This is a genomic window from Enterovibrio litoreus (assembly GCF_045679545.1).
Taxonomy (GTDB): domain Bacteria; phylum Pseudomonadota; class Gammaproteobacteria; order Enterobacterales; family Vibrionaceae; genus Enterovibrio.
The window spans coordinates 407,023-429,450 of record NZ_CP166195.1 but is presented as its reverse complement, the minus strand read 5'-3'; the positions used below and the strand labels follow the sequence as shown (position 1 = coordinate 429,450).

Annotated in this window: 9 protein-coding genes; 6 read left to right on the top strand and 3 right to left on the bottom strand. The window is 48.8% G+C overall.

What is annotated here, in order from left to right:
• The first annotated feature begins 53 nt into the window (after positions 1-53).
• The 5 genes from AB8599_RS17510 to AB8599_RS17490 all read left to right on the top strand — a co-directional run bounded on the left by AB8599_RS17510 (position 54) and on the right by AB8599_RS17490 (position 6,079).
• The gene (locus AB8599_RS17510) at positions 54-989 is read left to right on the top strand and encodes a CorA family divalent cation transporter (RefSeq protein ID WP_407334182.1); all 936 of its coding nucleotides are present in this window, start codon (positions 54-56) and stop codon (positions 987-989) included.
• Entirely contained in the window at positions 989-1,582 is a 594-nt protein-coding gene (locus AB8599_RS17505) for a mechanosensitive ion channel domain-containing protein (RefSeq protein WP_407334181.1), read from the top strand. Before AB8599_RS17510 ends, AB8599_RS17505 begins: the two co-directional genes overlap by 1 nt.
• A 385-nt stretch (positions 1,583-1,967) precedes the next feature.
• A complete protein-coding gene (locus tag AB8599_RS17500) occupies positions 1,968-2,324 on the top strand; it encodes a diacylglycerol kinase (protein ID WP_407334180.1) in 357 nt (118 codons plus the stop codon).
• A complete protein-coding gene (locus AB8599_RS17495) occupies positions 2,325-3,968 on the top strand; it encodes a phosphoethanolamine transferase (RefSeq protein ID WP_407334179.1) in 1,644 nt (547 codons plus the stop codon).
• Positions 3,969-4,093: 125 nt separating this feature from the next.
• Positions 4,094-6,079, top strand: coding sequence for an LTA synthase family protein (locus AB8599_RS17490; protein WP_407334423.1), 1,986 nt, complete (start codon positions 4,094-4,096; stop codon positions 6,077-6,079).
• 145 nt (positions 6,080-6,224) lie between these two features.
• Here AB8599_RS17490 and AB8599_RS17485 read toward each other — a convergent pair whose 3' ends face one another.
• The 3 genes from AB8599_RS17485 to AB8599_RS17475 form a co-directional block, all read right to left on the bottom strand.
• Complete coding sequence (locus tag AB8599_RS17485) at positions 6,225-7,040, bottom strand: hypothetical protein (protein WP_407334422.1); 816 nt, start codon at positions 7,038-7,040, stop codon at positions 6,225-6,227.
• Between the two features lie 263 nt (positions 7,041-7,303).
• Positions 7,304-8,179: an AraC family transcriptional regulator gene (locus AB8599_RS17480; RefSeq protein ID WP_407334178.1), complete on the bottom strand. Its 876-nt coding sequence runs from the start codon at positions 8,177-8,179 to the stop codon at positions 7,304-7,306.
• 124 nt (positions 8,180-8,303) lie between these two features.
• Positions 8,304-9,536, bottom strand: coding sequence for a DEAD/DEAH box helicase (locus tag AB8599_RS17475; protein ID WP_407334177.1), 1,233 nt, complete (start codon positions 9,534-9,536; stop codon positions 8,304-8,306).
• 788 nt (positions 9,537-10,324) lie between these two features.
• Here AB8599_RS17475 and AB8599_RS17470 point away from each other — a divergent pair.
• Positions 10,325-22,417: a SpvB/TcaC N-terminal domain-containing protein gene (locus AB8599_RS17470; protein ID WP_407334176.1), complete on the top strand. Its 12,093-nt coding sequence runs from the start codon at positions 10,325-10,327 to the stop codon at positions 22,415-22,417.
• The last annotated feature ends 11 nt before the right edge of the window (positions 22,418-22,428 follow it).

Sequence of the window (22,428 nt, the reverse complement as noted above, 5' to 3'; positions counted from 1 at the left end):
AGAGGAAATTTTATATGTTAAATAAGAACCTTAGTAGGTTAAGGAAGAACTATATGGACGGTTTTATCATTTCAAGTTGGCAGTTTTCGTCTGGCATTGCACATGAAAACACAGCGTTATCGGGAAAATTGCAACCTTCTGTATGGTATCACTGTCAGCGTGATGCAGACGGATTACGAGGGTGGCTGGAAGACAATGCGATTCCTGAAGCGATTGTTGATTCGCTGCTAGCGGATGACACGCGTCCGCGTTTTGAGCATTTTGACGACGATTGTTTTTTGATGATCTTGCGCGGTATTAACCTCAACGAGGGATCGCAGCCAGACGACATGCTGAGCCTGCGTATTCTTTGGTACAAAGGCGCACTCATTTCAACGCGTAAAGTTCCTTCGCGCTCGGTCTCAGGCTTGATTGCGCAGCTAGAAAAGGGCGAAGGGCCAACATCGTTGTCTGACGTAATCATCGGTATGGTTGCGGGTATCAATAAGCATATCTCTCATTTTTTGGTGCCAGTCGAAACCTTACTAGATGGATTAGAGTGGAACAATAATGCTGATACTCAGGCGCTCAGTGCTTTGCACTCTCGTTTGTTGAGGTTAAGACGCTATCTAAAACCGCAAAAATATGTGTTCGAAGACCTCATCGAGATTCAGCCTAAAGCACTACTGGATGCGCAAAACCATCTCAAAAACAGCCTCGACACTACGCTGCGAATTAATGAGTCTATCGAATTCTATATTGACCAGATTAATGTGTTTCTTGCGAACCAAAGCCAACAACAAGCGGAGAAAATGAATCGAAATACCTATATGTTTTCGATTATTGCTGGAATATTTCTACCTGCAGGCTTTTTTACGGGCTTACTTGGCGTCAATATAGGCGGGATTCCAGGCACGGAAAATCCGATGGCGTTTACCTTGTTCTGTATCGGGTTGGTTGCTGTGGTGGCCATTGAAGTGATTATTTTGAAGAGGTTAAGGTTTATTTAATGATTGAGTTTTTACAATCCAACATGTTGTTCAAGCAGATTGGCCTCGGTTTATTGCTGATTATCGTTTATTTGACGATTAGACGTCTTGGCCGAAAGTGGTTAGAAAAACTGGCAAAAAATAAGCGCGTTGATCTGAAACGTACCAAGTTTGTGATTAAGTCGTTCAATGCCGCCTCATTCTTGCTATTCATTGCCTTGTTTACCATTTTGCTTGGTCTTGGATTTGGCGATATCTCATTATTCTTTTCGTCGATCTTCGCGGTACTCGGTGTTGCTTTGTTTGCCCAATGGTCGATACTGAGTAATTTGACTGCCAGTGTATTGATCTTCTTTGTCTTTCCTTATCGCATTGGTGACAGAATTAAAGTGTCTGACAAAGATGATGACGTGAGTGGGGTGCTTATTGATATCACCATGTTTCACGTCATTCTTCGTCATGCGAGCGGAAACATTATCACGTACCCCAATAACCTCATCCTGCAAAAAGGGGTGACGAAAATTATCGCTGAACCCAAAGAAGAGATTAAAGAAGAAAAAGAACCCGCGGTGGAAGAACCGCAGGTGCCTAACGCGCCAACGCGAGCACCTTAAGCGTTTATCAGCAGGTTGGTGCAACAAGACGGCAATGATGCAGCATGCACTGCCATTGTCGTCTCTCTTCTTCTCTTCTCTTTTCTTTTTTTTCTTTCTCCGTCTCCGTTTTTCCATTCCTTTCTGTTTCTTAGCTTTATGCCCAAGCAACGTCTTGTTGAATACGTATCTAGAGCTTGTCTGGACATATCATTTATTACGTTTTTCTTAAGTGTTTCTTAAGTTTTCGCCAATAAGCTTTGCTTAGCAGAGTAGCTTCATAGTGCGTCACGATATTTGTGCTAAAAGCGCCGAACGGCATGGGTACAACAAGCATGAATTGACGATGCAACCTGTATGCAATACTGGGCTACATATTGAGTGAACTTTCTGAGAGCGGTTGTAAATGAAATCTTCCCAAACCGGTATTTTACGGATTATCTATGCCACTAAATTCTCCATGCGGGGATTTTTGTCTGCGTGGAAACATGAAGCGGCTTTTCGACAAGAAGTGTCTATGGCTGTGCCCCTGATTATTTTAACGTTTTGGTTACCGGTCGATAAAATTCAACAGCTATTAATGATTGGATCATTGGTGCTGGTGATCATCACCGAATTACTGAATTCAGCGGTTGAGGCGGTTGTGGATAGGGTTGGGTCAGAGTGGAATGAACTAAGCGGAAGAGCGAAAGACATTGGCTCGGCGGCGGTGTTTGTTTCTTTGGCATTTGCGACATTTACTTGGGCATGGATACTTATCTAAATGCGCTTTATTTCATTGCCAATCAAAACTTACTGGATGGCGACTTTTGTGGTCGCACTCTATTTTTCACTAGTTTTAAATTTACCTATTTATCAGAATCTCTATCAAATATTTCACGATCTAGAACATGTGAAAATTGGGTTTATCATTTCTATTCCGATTTTCTTTACGCTCGCGCTGAACTTCATTTTCAATATTTTTTCTTGGCCTTACTTTTTCAAACCGATATTTATCGCTCTTGTCATTGTATCTAGCATGGTGAGCTACGGCTCTTTTAACTATGGGATCATTTTCGATAGAGATATGCTGATAAATATTCTTCAAACTAACACAAGCGAGTCTACCTCATATTTGAGTGCTCATTCCGTAGCTTGGGTGGTTTTGTTTGGGGTTGTCCCCGCCATTTTTATTGCCTTATTTCCGCTTGATAGCAACGACGGCGCGGTAAGAATTCTTTTGGGTAAATTAGCCAGTATGCTTTTCTCTGTGGTCGGCATACTGCTTATTGCGTCTTTGTATTACAAAGATTACTCCTCGGTTGGACGAAATAATTCGTACTTGAAAAAAGTTATTATACCGACTCATGTTGTCTATAGCGGCTATAAAGTCGTCAAAGAGGAATACTTCAGTGAGCCTCGTGAGTACAAATCCATTGGGCTCGATGCACGGCAAGTGCCTGATTCAGAAAGCGACGGGAAGAAGCCTGTTCTCATGGTGTTCGTTGTGGGTGAAACGGCACGTTCCGCAAATTTTCAATATCAAGGATATGACAAGCCGACGAACGCTTTTACTGAGAAATATTCGCCTATTTATTTTTCGGACGTGACCTCATGTGGTACAGCTACCGCGCTGTCTGTGCCTTGTATGTTCTCAATGTTAGATAGAGGCAGCTATAACTCAGCCGCAGGTGAAAATCAGGACAATGTGATAGACGTTCTGCAGCGAGCTGGCATTAGCATGAATTGGGAGGACAACGATGGCGGAGACAAAGGCGTCGCTAAACATATTCCAAAAACAGAATTGCACGGCACTGACGCAAAAGATGCGTGTAATGGTTCGACCTGCTTTGATGCTGCATTGTTGGATGGCCTTAATGTTCACATCGATGCGCTTACCGGAAACAGGATTGTATTCTTGCATCTTATTGGTAGCCATGGCCCGACTTACTATCAACGCTATCCGGCATCAATGGCTTATTTTCAGCCTGATTGTCAGCGGTCGGATATTGAAAATTGCACCAGTGAGCAAATTGTAAATACTTACGACAATACCATTCGCTACACCGACTTTGTTCTTTCTGAGTTGATTGAAAAGTTGAAATTGCGCTCGGATGAATTTGCCACCGCGATGGTGTATCTCTCTGATCATGGTGAATCTTTGGGTGAGGGTGGGGTTTTTCTGCATGGCTTGCCTTACAGCTTTGCGCCGGAAACACAAAAGAAAATTCCGCTGTTGTTCTGGGGATCAGATGACTTCATGAATCAAAAACAGATAGATGAGGCATGTTTGAGAAACAAGGCCAGTCAACCTTTCTCGCATGACAACGTGTCTCATACTCTTCTTGGCATTATGGACGTATCAACAGAAGCCTATAGTCAGCCACTCGATATTTTTGCGGGCTGTCGATACGGTGCGGGGCACTAAAACTGCGACCCAATATTTTGGTAACCATTTTTTTGAGAACCATTTGTTTTTGAGAGCCATTGCTTTTGAGAACCAATGCTTTTGAAGACCCTTGTTTTTCATCGTCATCACATGGAGTGACAGTGTTGCGAAATTTAAAACTCATTCTTGGTCCGCTATATCCGATCTTTTGTACGTGTGTCGCTTTGATTGTTATTTTTACGGTGTCACGACTAGGGCTTGCCCTTTGGCAGATTGATCGCGTGAATGACGCGCAAGGTTGGAGTGCGATATTTCTAAGTGGGTTGCGTGTTGATATCGCCTCAGTCAGTTACTTGTTAATTTTGCCCGCCTTACTGTCTTCACTGCTATCTGGTGATCATATTGTTGGACGAATTTGGCATTGGATTTTACGGGTATGGATAACCCTAGGTTTATGGTTTGTTGTTTATATGGAAGTGGCGACACCGCCTTTCATCATGGAATACGACCTGAGACCAAATCGCCTGTTTGTGGAATATCTCGTTTATCCGAAAGAGGTATTTGGCATGCTCTGGAGCGGCTACAAACTGGAATTGTTTATCGGCCTAGTGGTTTCGCTGCTGACCTTAGTGCTGGGATGGAAATGGAGTCAATCTCTGGTTTCCGACCTGCGCTATCCAAAATGGTATTGGCGTCCGTTGATTGCGGTGTTAGTGGTGGTCATTGGTGTGACGGGGGCGCGTTCATCGTTGGGCCACCGTCCACTCAACCCCGCAATGGTGTTCTTTTCCAGTGATCCTCTAGTTAACGACATCACGCTGAATTCTTCTTACTCAGTGCTGTTTGCTGCCAAACAAATGGGGTCGGAAGCGAGTGCGTTTGATTTCTATCCCAAGATGGACAGTGCAGAGGTTATCTCTGAAGTCAGAGCGTCAATGAATGTACCTGCGTCAGCATTCTTGTCCGACAAAGCGCCATCGCTTGCCAATCATGAAGCTGCCTATCAAGGTAAGCCAAAAAACATTGTGATTCTTTTGCTGGAAAGTCACGGCGCTCGCTATGTGAAAAGCCTTGGTGGGATAAATGCTTCCCCCAATTTAGATGCCTTGATAGATGAAGGGTGGGCATTTACACGCATGTACGCAACCGGTACGCGCTCAGTGCGAGGTATTGAAGCAGTCACTACAGGCTTTTCACCGACACCTGCTCGTTCGGTAGTGAAGTTGGGTAAAAGCCAGACCAACTTTTTTTCGATTGCAGATCTGCTGAAAGAAAATCAATACCACACCCAGTTTATCTATGGCGGTGAGAGCCACTTCGACAACATGAAAAGCTTCTTTTTGGGCAACGGTTTTGTGGATATGCAAGATTTCCCAACCTTTGCTTCACCGACGTTTGTGGGTTCGTGGGGGGCATCTGATCAGGATTTGTATAATAAAGCTGATCAGCAGTTCAGCCAGTTAGAAAATGAAGGAAAACCTTTCTTTAGTTTGGTATTTAGTTCTTCTAACCACAGTCCTTTTGAATACCCTGACAATGTCATTGAGCCCTATAACGAGCCCCCAAAAACCGTTGAAAATGCGGTGAAATATGCAGATTTTGCCTTGGGAGAATTTATTGATAAGGCAAAAAAATCGAACTACTGGGATGACACCGTGTTTGTGGTAGTGGCAGATCATGATGCGCGTACTTACGGTAACTTGCCCGTTCCCATTGGACATTTCAAAATTCCAGCGGTGATTTTCGGGGGTGGCATTGAACCACGCCTAGATAACCGTTTGGTTAGCCAAATCGATCTTGCGCCGACACTGCTTTCACTGGCGGGGATCAGTGGCGATAACCCGATGATCGGTCACGATCTCACCAAAGACGTGCCCGCAGAGAAGCAACGTGCATTGATGCAGCGAGATAAGAATTTTGCATGGATGACGGAAGACAATAAAGTGGTCGTGATCCAGCCGGGATTGGGGATCTCAACCTATCAATATGATCCTGATGCCGATACTTTGCAGGAGCAAGATATTGGGCAAGCGATTGTGAATCGTGCTCACGCAAATGCGTTGTGGGGGAGCTTAGCGTTTCGAGAAAACTACTATTCTGCCAGTAATAGCGACACCGCCAGCCAGAAAAATCGTGTCGGTAAGCAATAGAATAATGCTTACGCACACATCTATTAATATCAGAAAAGGATAGCAAAAAGCCGCATAACAGAAATGTCCAGCTTTACGGGGTCACTTCAGTTTTGCGGCTTTTTGTTGTGTCGATTAGCGTGCTTTTCACCAGTAAAAGTCAGACTTACTGAAAACCAAACTTACCGTTGTCGTTTTTCCATTCACTACGGGGTGGAATGTTTTCAATTACATCCCAATGTTCCACGATTTTGCCGTTGTCTAAACGAAAAAGATCATAAAAAGCGACTTCTTGTTTCAGGAAAATCCCTTCGCTAATCGCCAGCACGAAGTTGCCTTCGCCTAAGATTTTATGATTGGTGCTGTACACCATCGGCATGCCTTGTTCGGCCAATTGCTTTAATGCTTCGCCTAGGCCGCTAAGACCGTCTGCCACCATCGGATTGTGTTGCAAGTACGCAGAGTCTTCGTTGTCAATAAAATCATTGATTCGGGCCATATTGCCTTCCATCAAAATGGTTTTCACAAAGTCTGCGACAATCGCTTTGTTCGCATCTGTTTTGTCGAGGTCCGTGACTTGCGTGGGGCCATCTAATTGCGTGCGTCCGCTTGGATTGGCAGGAGCAATGGCTTGAAGGTTATCCCAATGTTCGACGATTTGACCGTTTTCGAAGCGGAACACATCAAAGCCAACTTTTGGGCCAAAGAAATCATATTCTGTGTGTGTGACGGTAAAGTCGCCATCTTGAAATGCGCGCTTAACGTCAGCTTTAGCGCTACCCTCCGGTAACATCGCCATTAACTCACCAAACCCTTGAAGACCATCGGCAGCCGCTAAATTGTGCTGGACGTATTTGTCTGGATTGATATATGCGATTGGGCCATGGTCACCCGTTTCGATGCTACTGATGAGTGCAACAGCTTTATCTTTGTTTGAAAGCGTCACTTCTGATGTCGTCGCGCTGCATGCCGCCATGCTCATGACCCCCGCTGCAGCAGCCATGCGAATTATATTGTTGTTTTGGTTGTTCATTGTCTCGTCCTTTAATGAATCGTGGCGTTGAGGCAAGAATAGGGGGTTAACGCAAGTGCGGGCAGAGTGAATCTAGGCAGAAAAATGGTGAATATCGAACCCGATGTACGAGAGGATGCGGATTGTTCATTGCCGTCTGCGAAAGCGGTAACAGGGATTAGTTGAATTAAATGAGGACTTAATGTGTATATGGGCGTTGTGAGCCAGAGCGACTAGCTTATTTGACTATGGTGATTTCTGAATAAGCTTGGGGTCATGTTGGTTTCTTTCTTAAAGTATTTAACAAAGTTACTTGAGTCATCAAAGCCAAAATCGAGAGCGATTTGTTGGGTAGTGACTTTATTGACGACCAGTTGGCGCTTGATCTCGATGATGGTGTAACTATCAATCATTTGTTTGGCTGTCAGAGATGTGGCAATTTTGGTCACGCGATTGAGGGTCTTGTATGTCGTGGCGAGTTGGTTAGCGTACCAATTTGCATCACGCACGTGTTCACAGTTCACTTGAAGCAGTGCCATGAATTTCGACAACATGCGGCTTTGGGAAGGAGAAAGATTGTCGACTTCGGCAACAAGCTTTAATCGACGGTGCAGCAAACTAAGCGCAGAGAATAAATACATGACAATCAAAGGATCAGCGTCGTGGCATTGAAGCTCTGTTTGCATTTCATTGAGTAAGGACCGGGTTCTAGATTGGTTGCTGCCATCAAGCGCCAACAGCGGTGAATAGAGATTGTTGAGGTGCGTGGGTGTATAACTTGGTAATCGCATATTGTGATGCACTTTGTCCAAGAACGCTTGGGTGAACATCAGTATTTTGCCTTGCGGGTTATTGGAAAAGTCAAAGGCGTGTACTTGTTCTCGCTGCACGAAAATAATTGAACCCGCTTGAAACGAATACTTCTTGAAATCGACCCAATGATTGCCGCTGCCTTGTTCAATGAATATCAGCATAAAGAAATTGACGCGATGTGGCTGGCTTGGAGTGTGTGTGGTGTAATTTCTGCGGTTAACCTCAGAAAGATCGATGATTTCAAGTTCTGCTTGGTTGGTCTTATTATGGTCAAAATGGATATTTGGGATGTGCATAAGGCGTGTTCGTCTTGTTGAATTTTCCTTGAGAGTGTAGCGGATTATCTGAGACGAGAGTAATTCATCGGTGTGCACAGCCCGAGAGGGCATAGGGCGCAAATGCGCCCAAGTGTATTTTTAATTAGCGCTTTTTCGCACCTGATTTTTTTAGCAATTGATGTTTGAGTCGACGCTTATCGCCCCCTCTGCCACCACGCTTCTCGCGGTGCTCAATTTCCGCATTCAAATCGGGCTCAAATCCAGCCAGCCATTCTTGTGGCAAACGTTGGTCAATCAAGGTTTCAATGGCGGCAAGCATGCCTTCCTCTTCTCGGCTCACTAACGAAATTGCATTTCCGCTTTTGCCTGCCCGTCCGGTGCGTCCGATCCGGTGAATGTAATCTTCCGCTGCGTGTGGCAGCTCATAGTTAAATACTGTATCAAGCGAAGGAATGTCCAAGCCTCGTGCTGCCACATCGGTAGCAACTAATACGCGTATTTTCCCTTCTTTAAAGCCTTCCAGTGCTCGGTTTCGTGCACCTTGGGTTTTCTCACCATGAATGGCTTCGGCCGCTAAGCCATCGAGTTTAAGCTCGTTCGCCAAGGCTTCTGTCGTTTGGCGGGTTTTAGCAAACACCAACACTTGTTGTAGGTTACGGCTACCAATCAAAAACGACAGCAACTCTCGCTTACGCTTCTTATCGACAGGATGAACAAGCTGATTGACGGTGTCAGCAGTGCTGTTTGCTGTCGCGACTTCTATTCGAACAGGTTGGTTAAGCAGGCGGTACGCCAAATCCAATACTTGTTTCGGATAAGTGGCAGAGAAGAAAAGCGTTTGGCGCTCTTTTGGCATTTTCTTCATTAATCGTTTGATGTCTGAAATAAAGCCCATGTCTAACATGCGATCCGCTTCGTCCAATACCAAAGTATCGAGGCTCGAAAGATTCAGCGTGCCAATGTGCAGATGGTCTAAAAGACGACCAGGCGTGCCCACCACGATTTCTGGACCTTTTTGGAGCTGACTTTTCTGCGGATTGATGTTGGCACCGCCATATAGGGCGACACATTTAAGTGATGTGTTTTGGCTGTACTCGATAACTTTGTCATACACCTGCTGTGCTAATTCGCGCGTTGGTGTGACCACCAATACTCGGGTTGCGCCTTTTGCGCCGCTTTCGAGCAACTGGTGGATCAGTGGCAGCGTAAAAGCCGCGGTTTTCCCTGTGCCGGTTTGCGCTGCGCCCATCACGTCATTCCCTGCTAAAACCTGAGGAATGGCTTGCTGCTGGATCTCAGTAGGCTGCGTGTAGCCAAGGTCAGCGAGTGTTTGCTGCAAGGTTGGGTGAAGTTGGGAAAAGGCGTTGTCAGACATGATGAAAGTTTCGACATGGAAAATGGAGCGAGAGTGTACCAGATTGCCTTGTTTTATACAGCGCCCTTTGCATAACCCACCTCTAGCGTATCGAGGTTGCTCGGGCACAAATCTATATTGATGCATTGCACTGATATCAGGACTGGCGCTATCGCTTTATCGAAATGAAGATGACATTTTTTTCTAAATCATCTAACTCTCCACAAACCACGATCAGATGATAGGAACTTCGATATGAGTGATGATGAGTAAGGGCGCTTACGTTATTCGATTGATATCACTAACTGCCATCAATACGCCGAAACATTGAGAACCTGCCAATACACAATTGATGGATTGGTACTTTTTAACTTTCGGCTTAGATAAGTAGTAATAAATTAGTTATTAGTATATTGATTTTCATTTTCAGGCTTTGGTTGCATTCTTAATTTTTAGAGTGATGACTTGTTTTTATGATGATTGATTTTTTGATGGAATAATAAATCTCGAATTTTGTGTTCATTTTTAATTTATTAACACGATTATTTTAATCATCGAACATTTCGCTCCTAAAGTGAGATGCATGACAACTTAGTTAATTTCTAATCGCTGATTGGTCTTTTTTTTGAATTTACATCTGCAAAAGTAAGTGTATTCGTTCTAGATATCGTGTTTCTGCATTCGATTAAAACGTTTGGTTGATTCTGGTTTTTTAGTCTCAAACGTGTTCAGTGCAGTGAAATCGGAACCTAGATTCTGTGTGATGTCGCTTGCTAAGTGATGAATTAAAACAAAGGGATAAGTTGGCTATGGATCGTTCTTTTTGTCGAGTCTCAAAGGTTGTTGCATCCGTTGTTATTGGTTCGATGTTGTTTTCTAACAGTGCGTTGGCAATACACAATATCGCTATGCTGTCCTCGTCTGGAAATAGCAATGAAGTATCACCAAACTATTTTGATGTTTCTTCTCTGAAAAACAGGAAAATAGACAGCGACATTAAGCATGCCTACCCTCAGCAAGAAAAACTATTCGATGGCTCAGTCTCCTCTGGTTTTAATACCCCTTCGTCACTGCTTGTTGAGCGCTATTTTGAAACGGTTTCAGCTATTGAGGCTGTGCAGGTTTATGGTAATGCAGAGTATATGCTCTCTGTTGAGCAAAAAATAAATAATCTGTGGTTAAAGGTTCCTTCATTATTAGACGTGAATTTGAAAGATTTACCTGAAGGGAAATGGAATACATTACATTTAGATGATGGAATGATAACAGGGGTTGTCAGAATTCAACTTGTTGCATTAAATGCCAACCCGAAAGCCGCAAGTGAAATTCGTTTTCTTAGCGACCCAAATACCCCCCTGACTTCCCATTTGCTGACGCCTCCTGTCGAACTCGCTTTTGCTGAGCAAGTGGCAAATTCAGACAACCAGAAAGCATTACTTGGCGCAGCACCGGGTAAATATCGCGATGCAAAACATGACAACCAGTTCGACGTGTATTTGCCTTACCAGCCGGAACAATTGAAATCTGCCACCCTGAGCTATGACGTGAAGGGCTTGTCGGGCGCAGCCAGTACCATTCGGATGGTCAACGACGAATTTTCTCAGGGCGGCTTAGTCATCCAAGCGGATCAAGCTGGCGTGGCGTCTGTTAGCGAACCGATTGATGTCGACGCGCTGAAAGCGGGCAAAAACCTGATTCGTTTTACCCCGTTTGCTGACTCTGATTCTCATCTCAAATATCAGGTTGAAAACCTGAGCATTTCGTTTGAACTCAATCAAGCAGCCAGCACTGAGCCTTCACTGCATGTGTTTGAGCCACAAGCGGATCTCCGCTATCAAGGGCACGCTTATCTGCGCGGATTTGTGCAAGGCGAGGGTAACGACTCGGTGACCTTCCAGATTGGCGACAAGGTGGTGCAAACCGTCAATGGCAGCTTTGAAACCCTGGTGCCGGTTGAAGGGGATACCGTACAGGTTGACGCTGTGCTCGAAAGCGGAGAAACGCTGAGCCAAACACTGGCTTTTGCGCCAAAAGAAAGTGTGAGTGACGAGGGTGTGTTGATCACTGCGGCAGGTGTGAAAGCGATGCAAGGAAACAATGCCTTGCCAGAACGTGGTTATGCCCGACACCTTGCGAGCACAGAAACTGACACCCTTGTCGGGTTCGAAGATGCATCACTCAATGTACTGAAAACCTCGCTGTCAGCGGCGCGTGATATCGAAGTCTTTACGCTGGAAGCGCGTGATATTCCGGCGCTTGACCAAGGCATGGTCAATGTTACTCGTGGCGATGCAGCGGCTTACCGATTCCTGCCTCACGGCATCAAGTTCAATCAGGAAAACGAACTCACCCTCGGCTACGACAAGAGCAAGATCCCGGAAGGCTATTCCGAAAGCGATGTTCACACCTTTTTCTATGACGATGAAACCAACCGTTGGGTGCAGTTGGCGCGTAATGAAGTGGTCACCAAAGATGGTGTGATCATCTCAAAAACCGATCACTTCACTGACATGATTAACGCCGTTATCCAAACGCCAGATTCACCGGAAACACAGGCGTTCGGTACCACCCAGCTCAAAGACATGAAAGCGGCCAATCCGGGCGCGTCGATCAATCTGATTCAGGCACCCAAGGCCAATGCCATGGGTGATGCCCGCACCAGCTACCCGATTGAATTGCCGGGCGGCCGTCAGGGAATGGCGCCACAACTGCAGGTGAGTTACAGCTCTGCCGCGGGTAATGGCTGGATGGGCATGGGTTGGAATCTCAGCCTGCCAACGGTTTCTCTTGATACCCGTTGGGGTGTACCGCGCTACGATAGCGCAACCGAAAGCGAAACGTATTTGTTTGCTGGGCAGCAGTTAGCCCCTGTTTCACACCGTGCAACGCCCGTTGTCCGTACCAGCGAAAAACGTTTTTACCCACGCGTGGAAGGTAGCTTCAACCGCATTGTTCGCCACGGCACCAGCCCGACCAATTACTGGTGGGAAGTGACCAACAAGAACGGTACTCGCCATTTCTTCGGTGGCGACGGTACCAGCATGCTAACGGCCGCCACACTGGCAACAGCCGACGGCAATATTTCTGATTGGGCGCTGGTGAAAACCATCGACACCTATGGCAACACTGTCACCTACAACTACGAAAAAGTGTTCGATGCCGGTATTGGTAACGGCACAGGTGGCGTTCAGGGCCAACAGCTCTATATCAAGTCCATCAACTACACCGGATTTAACAGCGCGGCAGGGGCTTATTCTGTCAACTTTACCCGCGACCGCGATCTGTCTGAAAGCCGTCGTCAGGACGTAATGATCGATGCGCGCACCGGCTTCAAGCGCGTCACTGCCGACCTTTTGCGAAAGATTGATGTCAGCTTCCAAGGGCAGTCTGTTCGTTCCTACGCGTTTAACTACACCGAGGGTGCATTCCACAAAACCTTGCTGGCTTCTATTCAACAATTTGATGCCAACGGACAACTGTTCAATACCCATTCACTGAGTTACTACGACGATGTGCGCGACGCCAATGGCAACTATCAGCCATTCACTGCGACGCAAGCGTGGACCATGAGTGATGCCTATGACATGGCAGATGGTCTGAACACCCGCACCGTCGAATCAACCAGCCTGCAACAAGCTGATGCTGGCGCAACGGAAACTACTCCGTCATTAGCCACTCTGAATGCCGATGGCACCCAAGCGTGTTATGTGAACACGGCGCCAACCCTTTTGGCGATGGCTGACATTAACGGCGACGGCTTGGTTGATAAGCTAAGTGTCGACTCAGATGGCATCAGCTATCGCGCGGCTTCTGTCGGCGCTGACGGATCAGTGAGTTATGGCGCAGCGCAACTGATGGTCTCTGCGCAGGAAGCGTTTTACAGCGCGAGCGGCGAGTGTAAAGCGTCACCTGACATGATTGCAGGTCAGAATGCGCGCCTGTCAGTCACCGACGTCAACGGTGATGGCATTGCTGATCTGGTTTACCTCGACAAGATTTTCCTCGGCTCGGGTGATGCGCAAAACGGCTTTGTGTTCACCGACAGCAGCAATGCGGCTGATGCCTTTGCCAATCTCGACAGCGTGCGCGTTTGGAAAGCACCATTCACAGGCACGGTGAAGGTTGATGCGCCGGTTTCACTGGTGGCTGGATCAGGTGATTACAGCGGCAGCGACGGTGTTCGCGTTTCGGTTCAGCATCAAAACAGCGAGCTGTGGGCAACACAAATCGCCGCGAATGATTACACCGCCAAATCGCCAACAGCGCTAGATTCCATCGCGGTTAACGAAGGCGATCTGGTGATGTTCCGCGTGAACTCGCTGGAAGATGGCGCAAACGATCAGGTGGTGTGGGATCCAAACATTCGCTACACCGATCGCGCTTCTGACAAGCTAGATGCCAACGCATTGAGGCTCAATGTTTACCAATCGTCTGCAGATTTTGTTTCTTCCAACAGCACCCAATTAGTCGCGCCATTTAGCGGGACAATCGCGGTGAGCGGCACGCTGACCAAGCCAGCAACGTCCGACAATCTCACCGCAACTGTGGTTAAAACTGCGGCTGACGGCAGTGAGTCTGTGGTGTGGCAACAAAGCTATGCGGCGGGCGATAGCCTGACAGCCAGCACCCTTGCCGTTAGCAACGTTGCCGTGACAGCGAACGATAATTTACGTTTGGTGATTAGCAGTGACACTAACGTGGATTGGGCGGGACTGTCGGGTGAGCTGAATATCCATTACGTGTCAGCCAACGACAGCGATATTACCGCTGACATGCTCTACTTGAGCGATGGTACGCCGCGCTTTGATTACGCCTTAAACCCTGACATGGGGCTGTATGGCTACGCAGTAGAAAGCAGTGTGGTGGCGAGCGAAAGCGGCAGTGTGACGCTCCAGCCTAACTTGCCAGCAGGTCTGTCAGCTTCCGGCACCGTGACTTTTACAGCAAAAGCCAACAACCAGACGCTGGCAAAAGAAACCTTGGATCTTTCCACTGGCAACAGTTTCAATGCGGTGGCGCTGGATGTAACCGCTGGCGAACCCGTCTATTTCGAATACCACCTCCCGCAGGATGTTGACCAAACTGTGTTAAGTACCTGGACGCCGAGTGTGTCTGTGGTGGAACTGGGCGTAGATGCCACAGCGGGTCTGCATGTCGATAGTGACGATGCCAACAAACAACTTTACCGTCAGTGGGGTAACTTCCTCTACGACAGCTCTCAATCCTTGCCGGGCGACCTGATTGATGCCTCCGCCCTGAAACCTGCGGCAAACAACACGCTGGCAAATTCAGGCTTTACGCCAGTGGCAGATGTGGATTCGTCTCTGCCGATTGCCTCAGCGGACGGTTCAACCCAAACCTCATCAGGCGATATCGACGCGCTGAATGCGAAACTGGCGAATGCCGCTATGTCTGCGCAGAGCAGCGATACTCAGCTTGCGAATCAAGATCTTTCTCCAGAAGCCACGGTTGAACGTCTGGCTGCGACCGCAGCGGCAGATTCTTTTGCAGGCAATGGTGCAAGTTCTTTGAGTGGCACTGTGTCTGACAGTAGTGGAGCCCACTTTGGTGTCAGCTTCGGTATCTTTGACGGAAACCTTGCCTGTAAATCCATGACCATCGGCTTCCAGCGTGGCTCCAGCAAATCAGAGAGCGACGGTATTCTGGCTATGTCAGATATCGATGGCGATGGCCTCGCAGACAAAGTGCTGATCAGCGGCGGTGTGATGGGCTACCAGAAAAACCTGTCAGGGCCGAGTGAAGGCGAAAGCTTTGCCGCATTCCAGGCCTTTACAGGTTCAGCAGACGCTTTCTACCACGACAAAGGAAAGAACAAGAATTTTGGTTTCCAAGCTGTTCTTGGTGCATGTAGCTTCAGTGGCGATTTAGGGATTACCAGTGGCGGGGGCACAACCGTCAACGACATCTACTTCAGTGATGTTAACGGCGATGGCCTGACCGATATCGTGGCGAATGGCCGTGTGCTTTATAACCAACGCACCAATGCCACGGTACCGCACTTTGTGTTGTCGAGCGCGAACACACCAAACCCCATCAATGAATCTGGCACTCTGGTCACTGACGGTTGGTTTGAAACCGACCCGAATGAACTGGCGAACTTTATTGCTGAGAACCCGTTGCACGATACGGTGCGCACGTGGAAAGCACCTTATGACGGTGTGGTTAGCATCAACGCACCGGTCAGTCTGGTGGAGGATACCAGTGCAGACCGTCAGGCTTATACTCAGGCAGACGGTGTGCGCGTTGCCATTCAGCTCGCGGCTTCGGAGCTTTGGGCAACCACCATCGATGCTGATGACTACAGCGTAAAAACACCAAGCGGTGTGAACGCAGTGAGTGTCAATAAAGGTGACCGCCTCTACTTCCGTGTTCAGTCGATTTTCGACGGTAACTACGATGAGGTTTCGTGGGCGCCTGTCATTACCTATACCGACAAAGTGGCAGAAACCGATGCCAACGGCCTACCTGTATACAGTGTTTCAGCAACCGATGACTATGTGCTTGCAGGAGGTGATTTGGGTGTGCCCATTGATGGCACCGTGCAAATCAGCGGCACGCTAACCAAACCTGTTACCAGCGATAACGTGACTGCAAAAATCACCAAAGTGACCTTTGATGGAACCAACACCACAAACACGACGGTGTGGGAAACCAACTACGGTCTTGCTGCGGCGCAACAGAATATCAGCCTAACGTTAGATGTTTCTGCGGGTGATACTTACCGCTTTGAAATAGACGCGGATACCAATGTGGATTGGGCTGGCTTTGATTGGGAGCCAGTAGCGACCTACATTGCTGCCGATGATCCAACCACTAACGATCAAATTCAGGATGGGTCTGCTGTTCTTGCATTCAAAACGGTGGCGTCACTCAACATCTTCAATGAAACAAGCCGGGTGACACAGCGCTGGATTGCCGATGCAGACGGCACCGTGCTGATCACGCCGATGATCACTGCGCCTTTGGGCACGGAATCAGGCACTGTCACCTTTACGGTGAAAAAAGAAAATGTGCTTCTGGCGAAACAGACCTTTGAGGTGACAAACGGCAACTTAAGCGCTGCACCCGCAGATATCTCACTCGATGTGCTGACGGGTGATGTGCTGTTTATCGAATACCACACTGACACGCCGGCGGTTGCCGATTTGCTTGCGCTGGATGCGGGCGTGGAAATTGATGACCAAGGCGTTGTCACGGCGTGGAATGCCGGCATTTACACCTACTCGTACACCTTTATTTTCGGGCCTGAATACCGAGGCTGGGGGCAGTTCGTCTACAACGGTAATGGCGCTCGCGCTGAGCAGCCAATTATTGAATCTGAGCTTAAGCTGGATGATGCGCTGACAGACGCGCTCAACTCACCGCCAGATTTGACCAATATCGACCAGAACAATCTGGCAGCCAACGCCTACGACCCAACCAACAGCATTTTCATCATGATGCTGCCTATCGCGCAGGTTGATGCCTGGCGTGGCTACGACGAACTTTCGTTGCTTAACGCCGCCAATATGTCGAGCTCACGCTTTGGTGAGGATGAATATGCCCCATCGAGCGCTATTCCAGCAGGCTCTGATGGCAGCCAGGCTATCCGCGCAATTAACAAGCTGACGGAAGTGTCCTTCAGTGGCTACTCCATTGGTGGCGGTGTACCGCTGGGCGGTTTTGGTGCCAGTGGCAGCTACAGCGAAACTGATCAGGATATCCGCATTCTGACAGATTTCAGTGACATGAACGGCGACCGTTATCCGGACATCATCGGTCAATCACAAGTGCAGTACACCGACATGCTTGGGGCTTTGGAATCTGGTGCGAAGAACAATGGCCTTGGTCATCCAAGTACGTCGCAGTCTGAAAATCAGGGTGTCACCCTTGGCGGAAACTTCAGCATGGGCAGCAGTGGTGCGGCCAATAACCAAACCACCAAAACGTTCAAAGAAGCCTTTGTTGAAGCTAACACCTCCATGCCGGGAGCAGGTATTTCCGGCACCAGTGGTAAAACCAAGGACCATGCCAATGTCAGTTGGCGCGACATCAATGCCGATGGTTTGCCTGACCGTGTTTACGAAAACGGTACGGCGCAAATCAATCTCGGTTACGCATTTGCTGCACCTGAAAACTGGGGATTTGCTCAGATAAAAGAAGGTGAAAGTGAGGCTGCCGGTGGTGGCTTGGGCATCAATATTGGTGCCGCCAGTATCAAAGTGGGTATCAGCAAAAACGCCAGTGAAACTCATCAGCTGCATACGCTCTATGACGTCAATGGCGATGGTTTGCTGGATGAAGCCAAGTTCACTGGCTCAGACATCCAGGTCCGTATCAACAAAGGCGGCAGTTTTGCAGGCTGGACGAACTGGACTGGCGCGAATGAGCTTCAGGTCAGTAGCAGTGAGTCTACCTCTATCAATGGTTCATTCACTGTCTGTATTCCTTTAGTGCCACCACTCTTCGTCATGAAAATATGTATGAATGCCGGTGCGTATTCATCGGATGGGGAATCGCAGGAAAATTATTCGATTAACGACGTCAACGGCGATGGCTACCCTGACGTACTGCAATCGGGTGCTGAAACCGATCTTCGTGTGAAGAAGAGCACCATTGGCCGCACCAACATGCTGAAATCTGTTCAGCGTCCGTTGGGTGCGAGTTTCACTGTTGATTACCACCGCGAAGGTAATACCTTCGATATGCCGCAAAACCGCTGGGTGTTGAGCAATGTAATCACCAATGATGGCTTTGCGGGCGACGGTGCGGACACCATGAAACAGCGTTTCGTGTATTCGAACGGTTATCACGATCGTCGTGAGCGTGATTTCTATGGCTTCGCCAATGTCACCACCATGGAGCTGGATACCACCAACGGTGATGCGCTCTACCGTTATGTGTCGACGGATTACATCAACGACAACTACTACGAAAAAGGGCTGGCACGCTACAGCGTGATGAAAGACGGCAGCGGTAATACCTATACCGAGACCGTGAACAGCTTCCAGACCGAAGACGTATTCAGTGGTGCGATTCTGGATGTGGCAGGCAAAGAAAACGACTTTACTTCTGCCTTCCCGCAACTGGTGACGACAGAAACCTTCTTCTATGAAGGGACAGACACCGCAGAGAAGCAAACCCGCACCGACTACCAATACGATGATTACGGCAACGTGGTGGTGCAAACCGATCATGGTGATGTCGGGACATCTGACGATTGGACAGCCACCGTGGTTTACCACGAGATCGTCAGTGACTGGATTGTGTCTGCGCCGAGATCGATTGTGCTGCGTGATGCAGCGGGTAATGTGCTTCGCCAGCGTGAAGCAGACATCAACGCGCAAGGCAGTGTGGAGAGGGTGCGGGTTTACGCCGATGCAACCACTGCGCTGACGACCGATATCACTTACGACATCTACGGTAACCTTGAAACCATCACTCGCCCTGAAAACTACAAAGGTGAGCGCTATGTCCTGAGCTATGTGATGGACGATGCGGTGCAAACCTATGTGGCAAGCGTGACTGACAGCTTCGGTTATGCCTCATCCAGCACCTATGACTATCGCTTTGGTACGGTACTGAGCAACACCGACACCAACGCACAGAAGATCAATTTCACCCTTGATGCCAAAGGCCGTATCGAGACGGTTGCTGCTCCGTATGAGATTGAAAACGGTGTAACGACCATTGATTTTGCCTACTTCCCGGATGCCACGGTGCCGTATGCGACCACTGCGCACTTCGATGAAGGCAAGTTTGACACCATCGACACCGTGACCTTCGTCGATGGTCTGATGCGCGTTATCCAGACCAAAAAAGACATAGAAGTCGACAACGGCCAGACCGGACAGGGTACGCCGATGATGGTGGCGTCCGGCCGCGTGCATTTCGATGCCTTTGGCCGAGACATTGCACAGTGGTATCCCGTTGAAGAAGCAGTTGGTACATCTGGCACCTTCAATAGCCTGTACGACTCGGTTAACCCAACCCGTAAGTCCTATGATGTGTTGAGCCGTGTGTTGGTGACGACCCTCCCGGATGGCAACACCCTGACCAACGCCTACGGCTTTGGCAGTGACCGCAGCGGCGCGATGCAGTTTGAGCACCAAAGCATTGATGCCAACGGTAACGAGTCTGAAACATACAAAGACGTACGCGGCCGCATCACCACTGTGGCACAGCACAACCCGATGGGTGGACACGCCAACATTCTCACCAGCTACCAATACAGCGCGGTGAATGAACTGTTGAACGTGGCTGATGATCTCAACAACATCACCCGTGTGATTTATGACTTGGCAGGCCGCCGTACTCACATCGACAGCCCTGACATGGGCCTAACCGAAAGCGTTTACGACAACGCCAGTAACGTGGTGCAGAAGATCACAGCCAACCTGCGTGCGCAGGGAATAGCCGTTAGCTATACGTATGACTACGAGCGTTTAGCGGGCATCACTTACCCGATCAATGCCGTCAACAATGTTAACTACTACTACGGTGGGTCAGGGGCGGCGGACAACACTGCAGGCCGTCTGGCGCGTGTGAGTGACGCTTCCGGCACCGAGTACTACCAGTACGGCGCATTGGGTGAAATCATCAATACCAAGCGTACCGTCACCACGCTGACGGGCAGTGCACCCAAGACGTATCAGACCAGCTACCGCTACGACAGCTGGAACCGCCTGCGTGAATTGACGTATCCAGATGGAGAGTTACTGGTACACGAATACGACAGTGGCGGCAGCATGAAAGCCATGAGCAGCACTAAGGGTGAATACACCTATGCGCCGCTCAAAGCGCTGACGTATGACAAGTTTGGTCAACGTGTCTACATGCAGTTCGGCAATGACACCGTCATGACGTACAGCTATGAAGCGGAACGTCGCCGACTGGATGCGTTGACTGCGACCAACAGCAACCGCACCTTCCAGGACAACAGCTACGTCTACGGAGCGATGAGCAATGTTCTGAGCATGACGAATGTGGCATCAGTGCCTGTAGACAGCAATTTGTTTGGCGGTGAAACAAGCCAAACCTTTGGTTATGACAACCTCTATCAACTCGTCAGTGCAAGTGGTGACTGGACATCCCGTCAGGGTCATCAGGAACGTTACAGCCTCTCGATGAGCTATGACAGCATCCATAACATCACGGCGAAGAACCAGTTGCATGAGCGCTTGCCGCTCGATGGCTCAGGCTGGAATGACCTTCAAGGAACCAGCTACGACTGGCAGTACGAATACACGGGTTCTGCGCAACCTCATGCCGCCAGCAATATTGGTAACCGCACCTTCAGCTATGACGCCAACGGTAACCAGACAGGCTGGACAAACGATGACAATGGTACGCGCCGCGACATCGTGTGGGATGAAGAAAACCGTATCCGCACCGTGACCGATAACGGACACACCAGTACCTACATCTATGATGCTGGTGGAGAACGGGTGATCAAATCCACCAGTCAGGGTGAAACGCGCTACATCAATGCGTATTTGGTGGTACGTGCTGGCAAAGTGGCCACCAAGCACTACTATGCCGGTAGCCAGCGCATTCACACCCGAGTGATGGAAAATGAAAGCTCCACCTTGGTGACGGGTACTGACAGTACGTCCACTACCTCGACAGAAACGAGCACCACGGAGACCACTACAGATACCTCAACAGATGGCACAACAACCGACACCACAACGGAAGAACTGCCACAAGAAGTGTTGGATGCACAGGCGGCGGTAGAAGCGGCGCAAGCGGCTTATGACCAATCGCTTGAAGCGTTCAAGGCAGCGAAAGGTAACGCGAAGAAAGCAGCACACAATGCACTGAAAGTCGCCCAAAGCAATCTGGAAGCTGCAGAAGCTGCGCTTTATCAAGCGATGGTAGACGCTGGCCTTGATCCGGGTGGTAATGGCAATGGCGGAGGTGGTTCAGGTGGCGGCTCCGGCGGTGGCGGTAATGGCTCCATCAACTTTGAAGCCAAACAGTTCTATTACCATGGCGATCACCTTGGCAGCTCGAGCTACATCACGGATATCGACGGTGAAGTATACGAGCACCTTGAGTACTTCCCATTCGGTGAAACCTGGGTTCACGAGAAGAGCAATACCCAGCTGACGCCTTACTACTTCACGGGTAAAGAGCTCGATGAGGCCACAGGGCTTTACTACTTCGGTGCACGTTACTATGACCCGCGGACGAGTGTGTGGCAGAGCCCGGATCCGATATTAGGTGCATATCTGGGTGTTGATCCGGAAATGCTACCAGGAATGGGAGGTGTGTATACACCGCAAAACCTAGCGCTCTATACCTATACGCATAATCGTCCAACTGTATTTATCGACCCGAACGGAGAGGCTGTCGCTGAAGCGACACTGGCATGGATCGCTACGGATACTGCCATACCAGACCCAAGTGATGTCGCTTGGCCTAAATGGGCTGCATATGCGGTCGCTGGCTCCATTGCTGGCGTTGCAATCTGGATGCGGAGTGATACTACTGGGCAGTCAACGACTCAAGATCGTGCAACGGCAACAGCTACAACCACGGAGTCGACGAATGGAATGACGCTTTATCGAGGCGTTTCAGCCGGCCACCCTGATTACCCAAATGCGGTAAATGGCATGGCGGTTCCCTCTGGACTTGAAGGTGGACATGATGATCCTGATCGTCACAATGCGGGTGACAACGATAGTGTTTTTACGAGTTGGACGATGTCACGAGCCGTTGCGGACTATCATGCGAGTAAAGATGGCTCTGGAGGTGTAGTCTTATCCAGAGAGTTTGCTCCCGGCGAGACGGTGCCATCCCCCGATAGTTTCGCGGAGCTAGAAGTGCTTGTTCCCGGAGTAGTTACCGGAGCGAGAGTGGAAGAGCCTCTGGGACCTGGTTCTCCCAGTGCATACTGATGAGTATCAAA

Excerpts from the sequence above, each read along its gene's own strand:
- AB8599_RS17510 (WP_407334182.1), top strand. The coding sequence starts at position 54 with ATGGACGGTTTTATCATTTCAAGTTGGCAGTTTTCGTCTGGCATTGCA.
- AB8599_RS17505 (WP_407334181.1), top strand. The coding sequence starts at position 989 with ATGATTGAGTTTTTACAATCCAACATGTTGTTCAAGCAGATTGGCCTC.
- AB8599_RS17500 (WP_407334180.1), top strand. The coding sequence starts at position 1,968 with ATGAAATCTTCCCAAACCGGTATTTTACGGATTATCTATGCCACTAAA.
- AB8599_RS17495 (WP_407334179.1), top strand. The coding sequence starts at position 2,325 with ATGCGCTTTATTTCATTGCCAATCAAAACTTACTGGATGGCGACTTTT.
- AB8599_RS17485 (WP_407334422.1), bottom strand. The coding sequence starts at position 7,040 with ATGAGCATGGCGGCATGCAGCGCGACGACATCAGAAGTGACGCTTTCA.
- AB8599_RS17480 (WP_407334178.1), bottom strand. The coding sequence starts at position 8,179 with ATGCACATCCCAAATATCCATTTTGACCATAATAAGACCAACCAAGCA.
- AB8599_RS17475 (WP_407334177.1), bottom strand. The coding sequence starts at position 9,536 with ATGTCTGACAACGCCTTTTCCCAACTTCACCCAACCTTGCAGCAAACA.
- AB8599_RS17470 (WP_407334176.1), top strand. The coding sequence starts at position 10,325 with ATGGATCGTTCTTTTTGTCGAGTCTCAAAGGTTGTTGCATCCGTTGTT.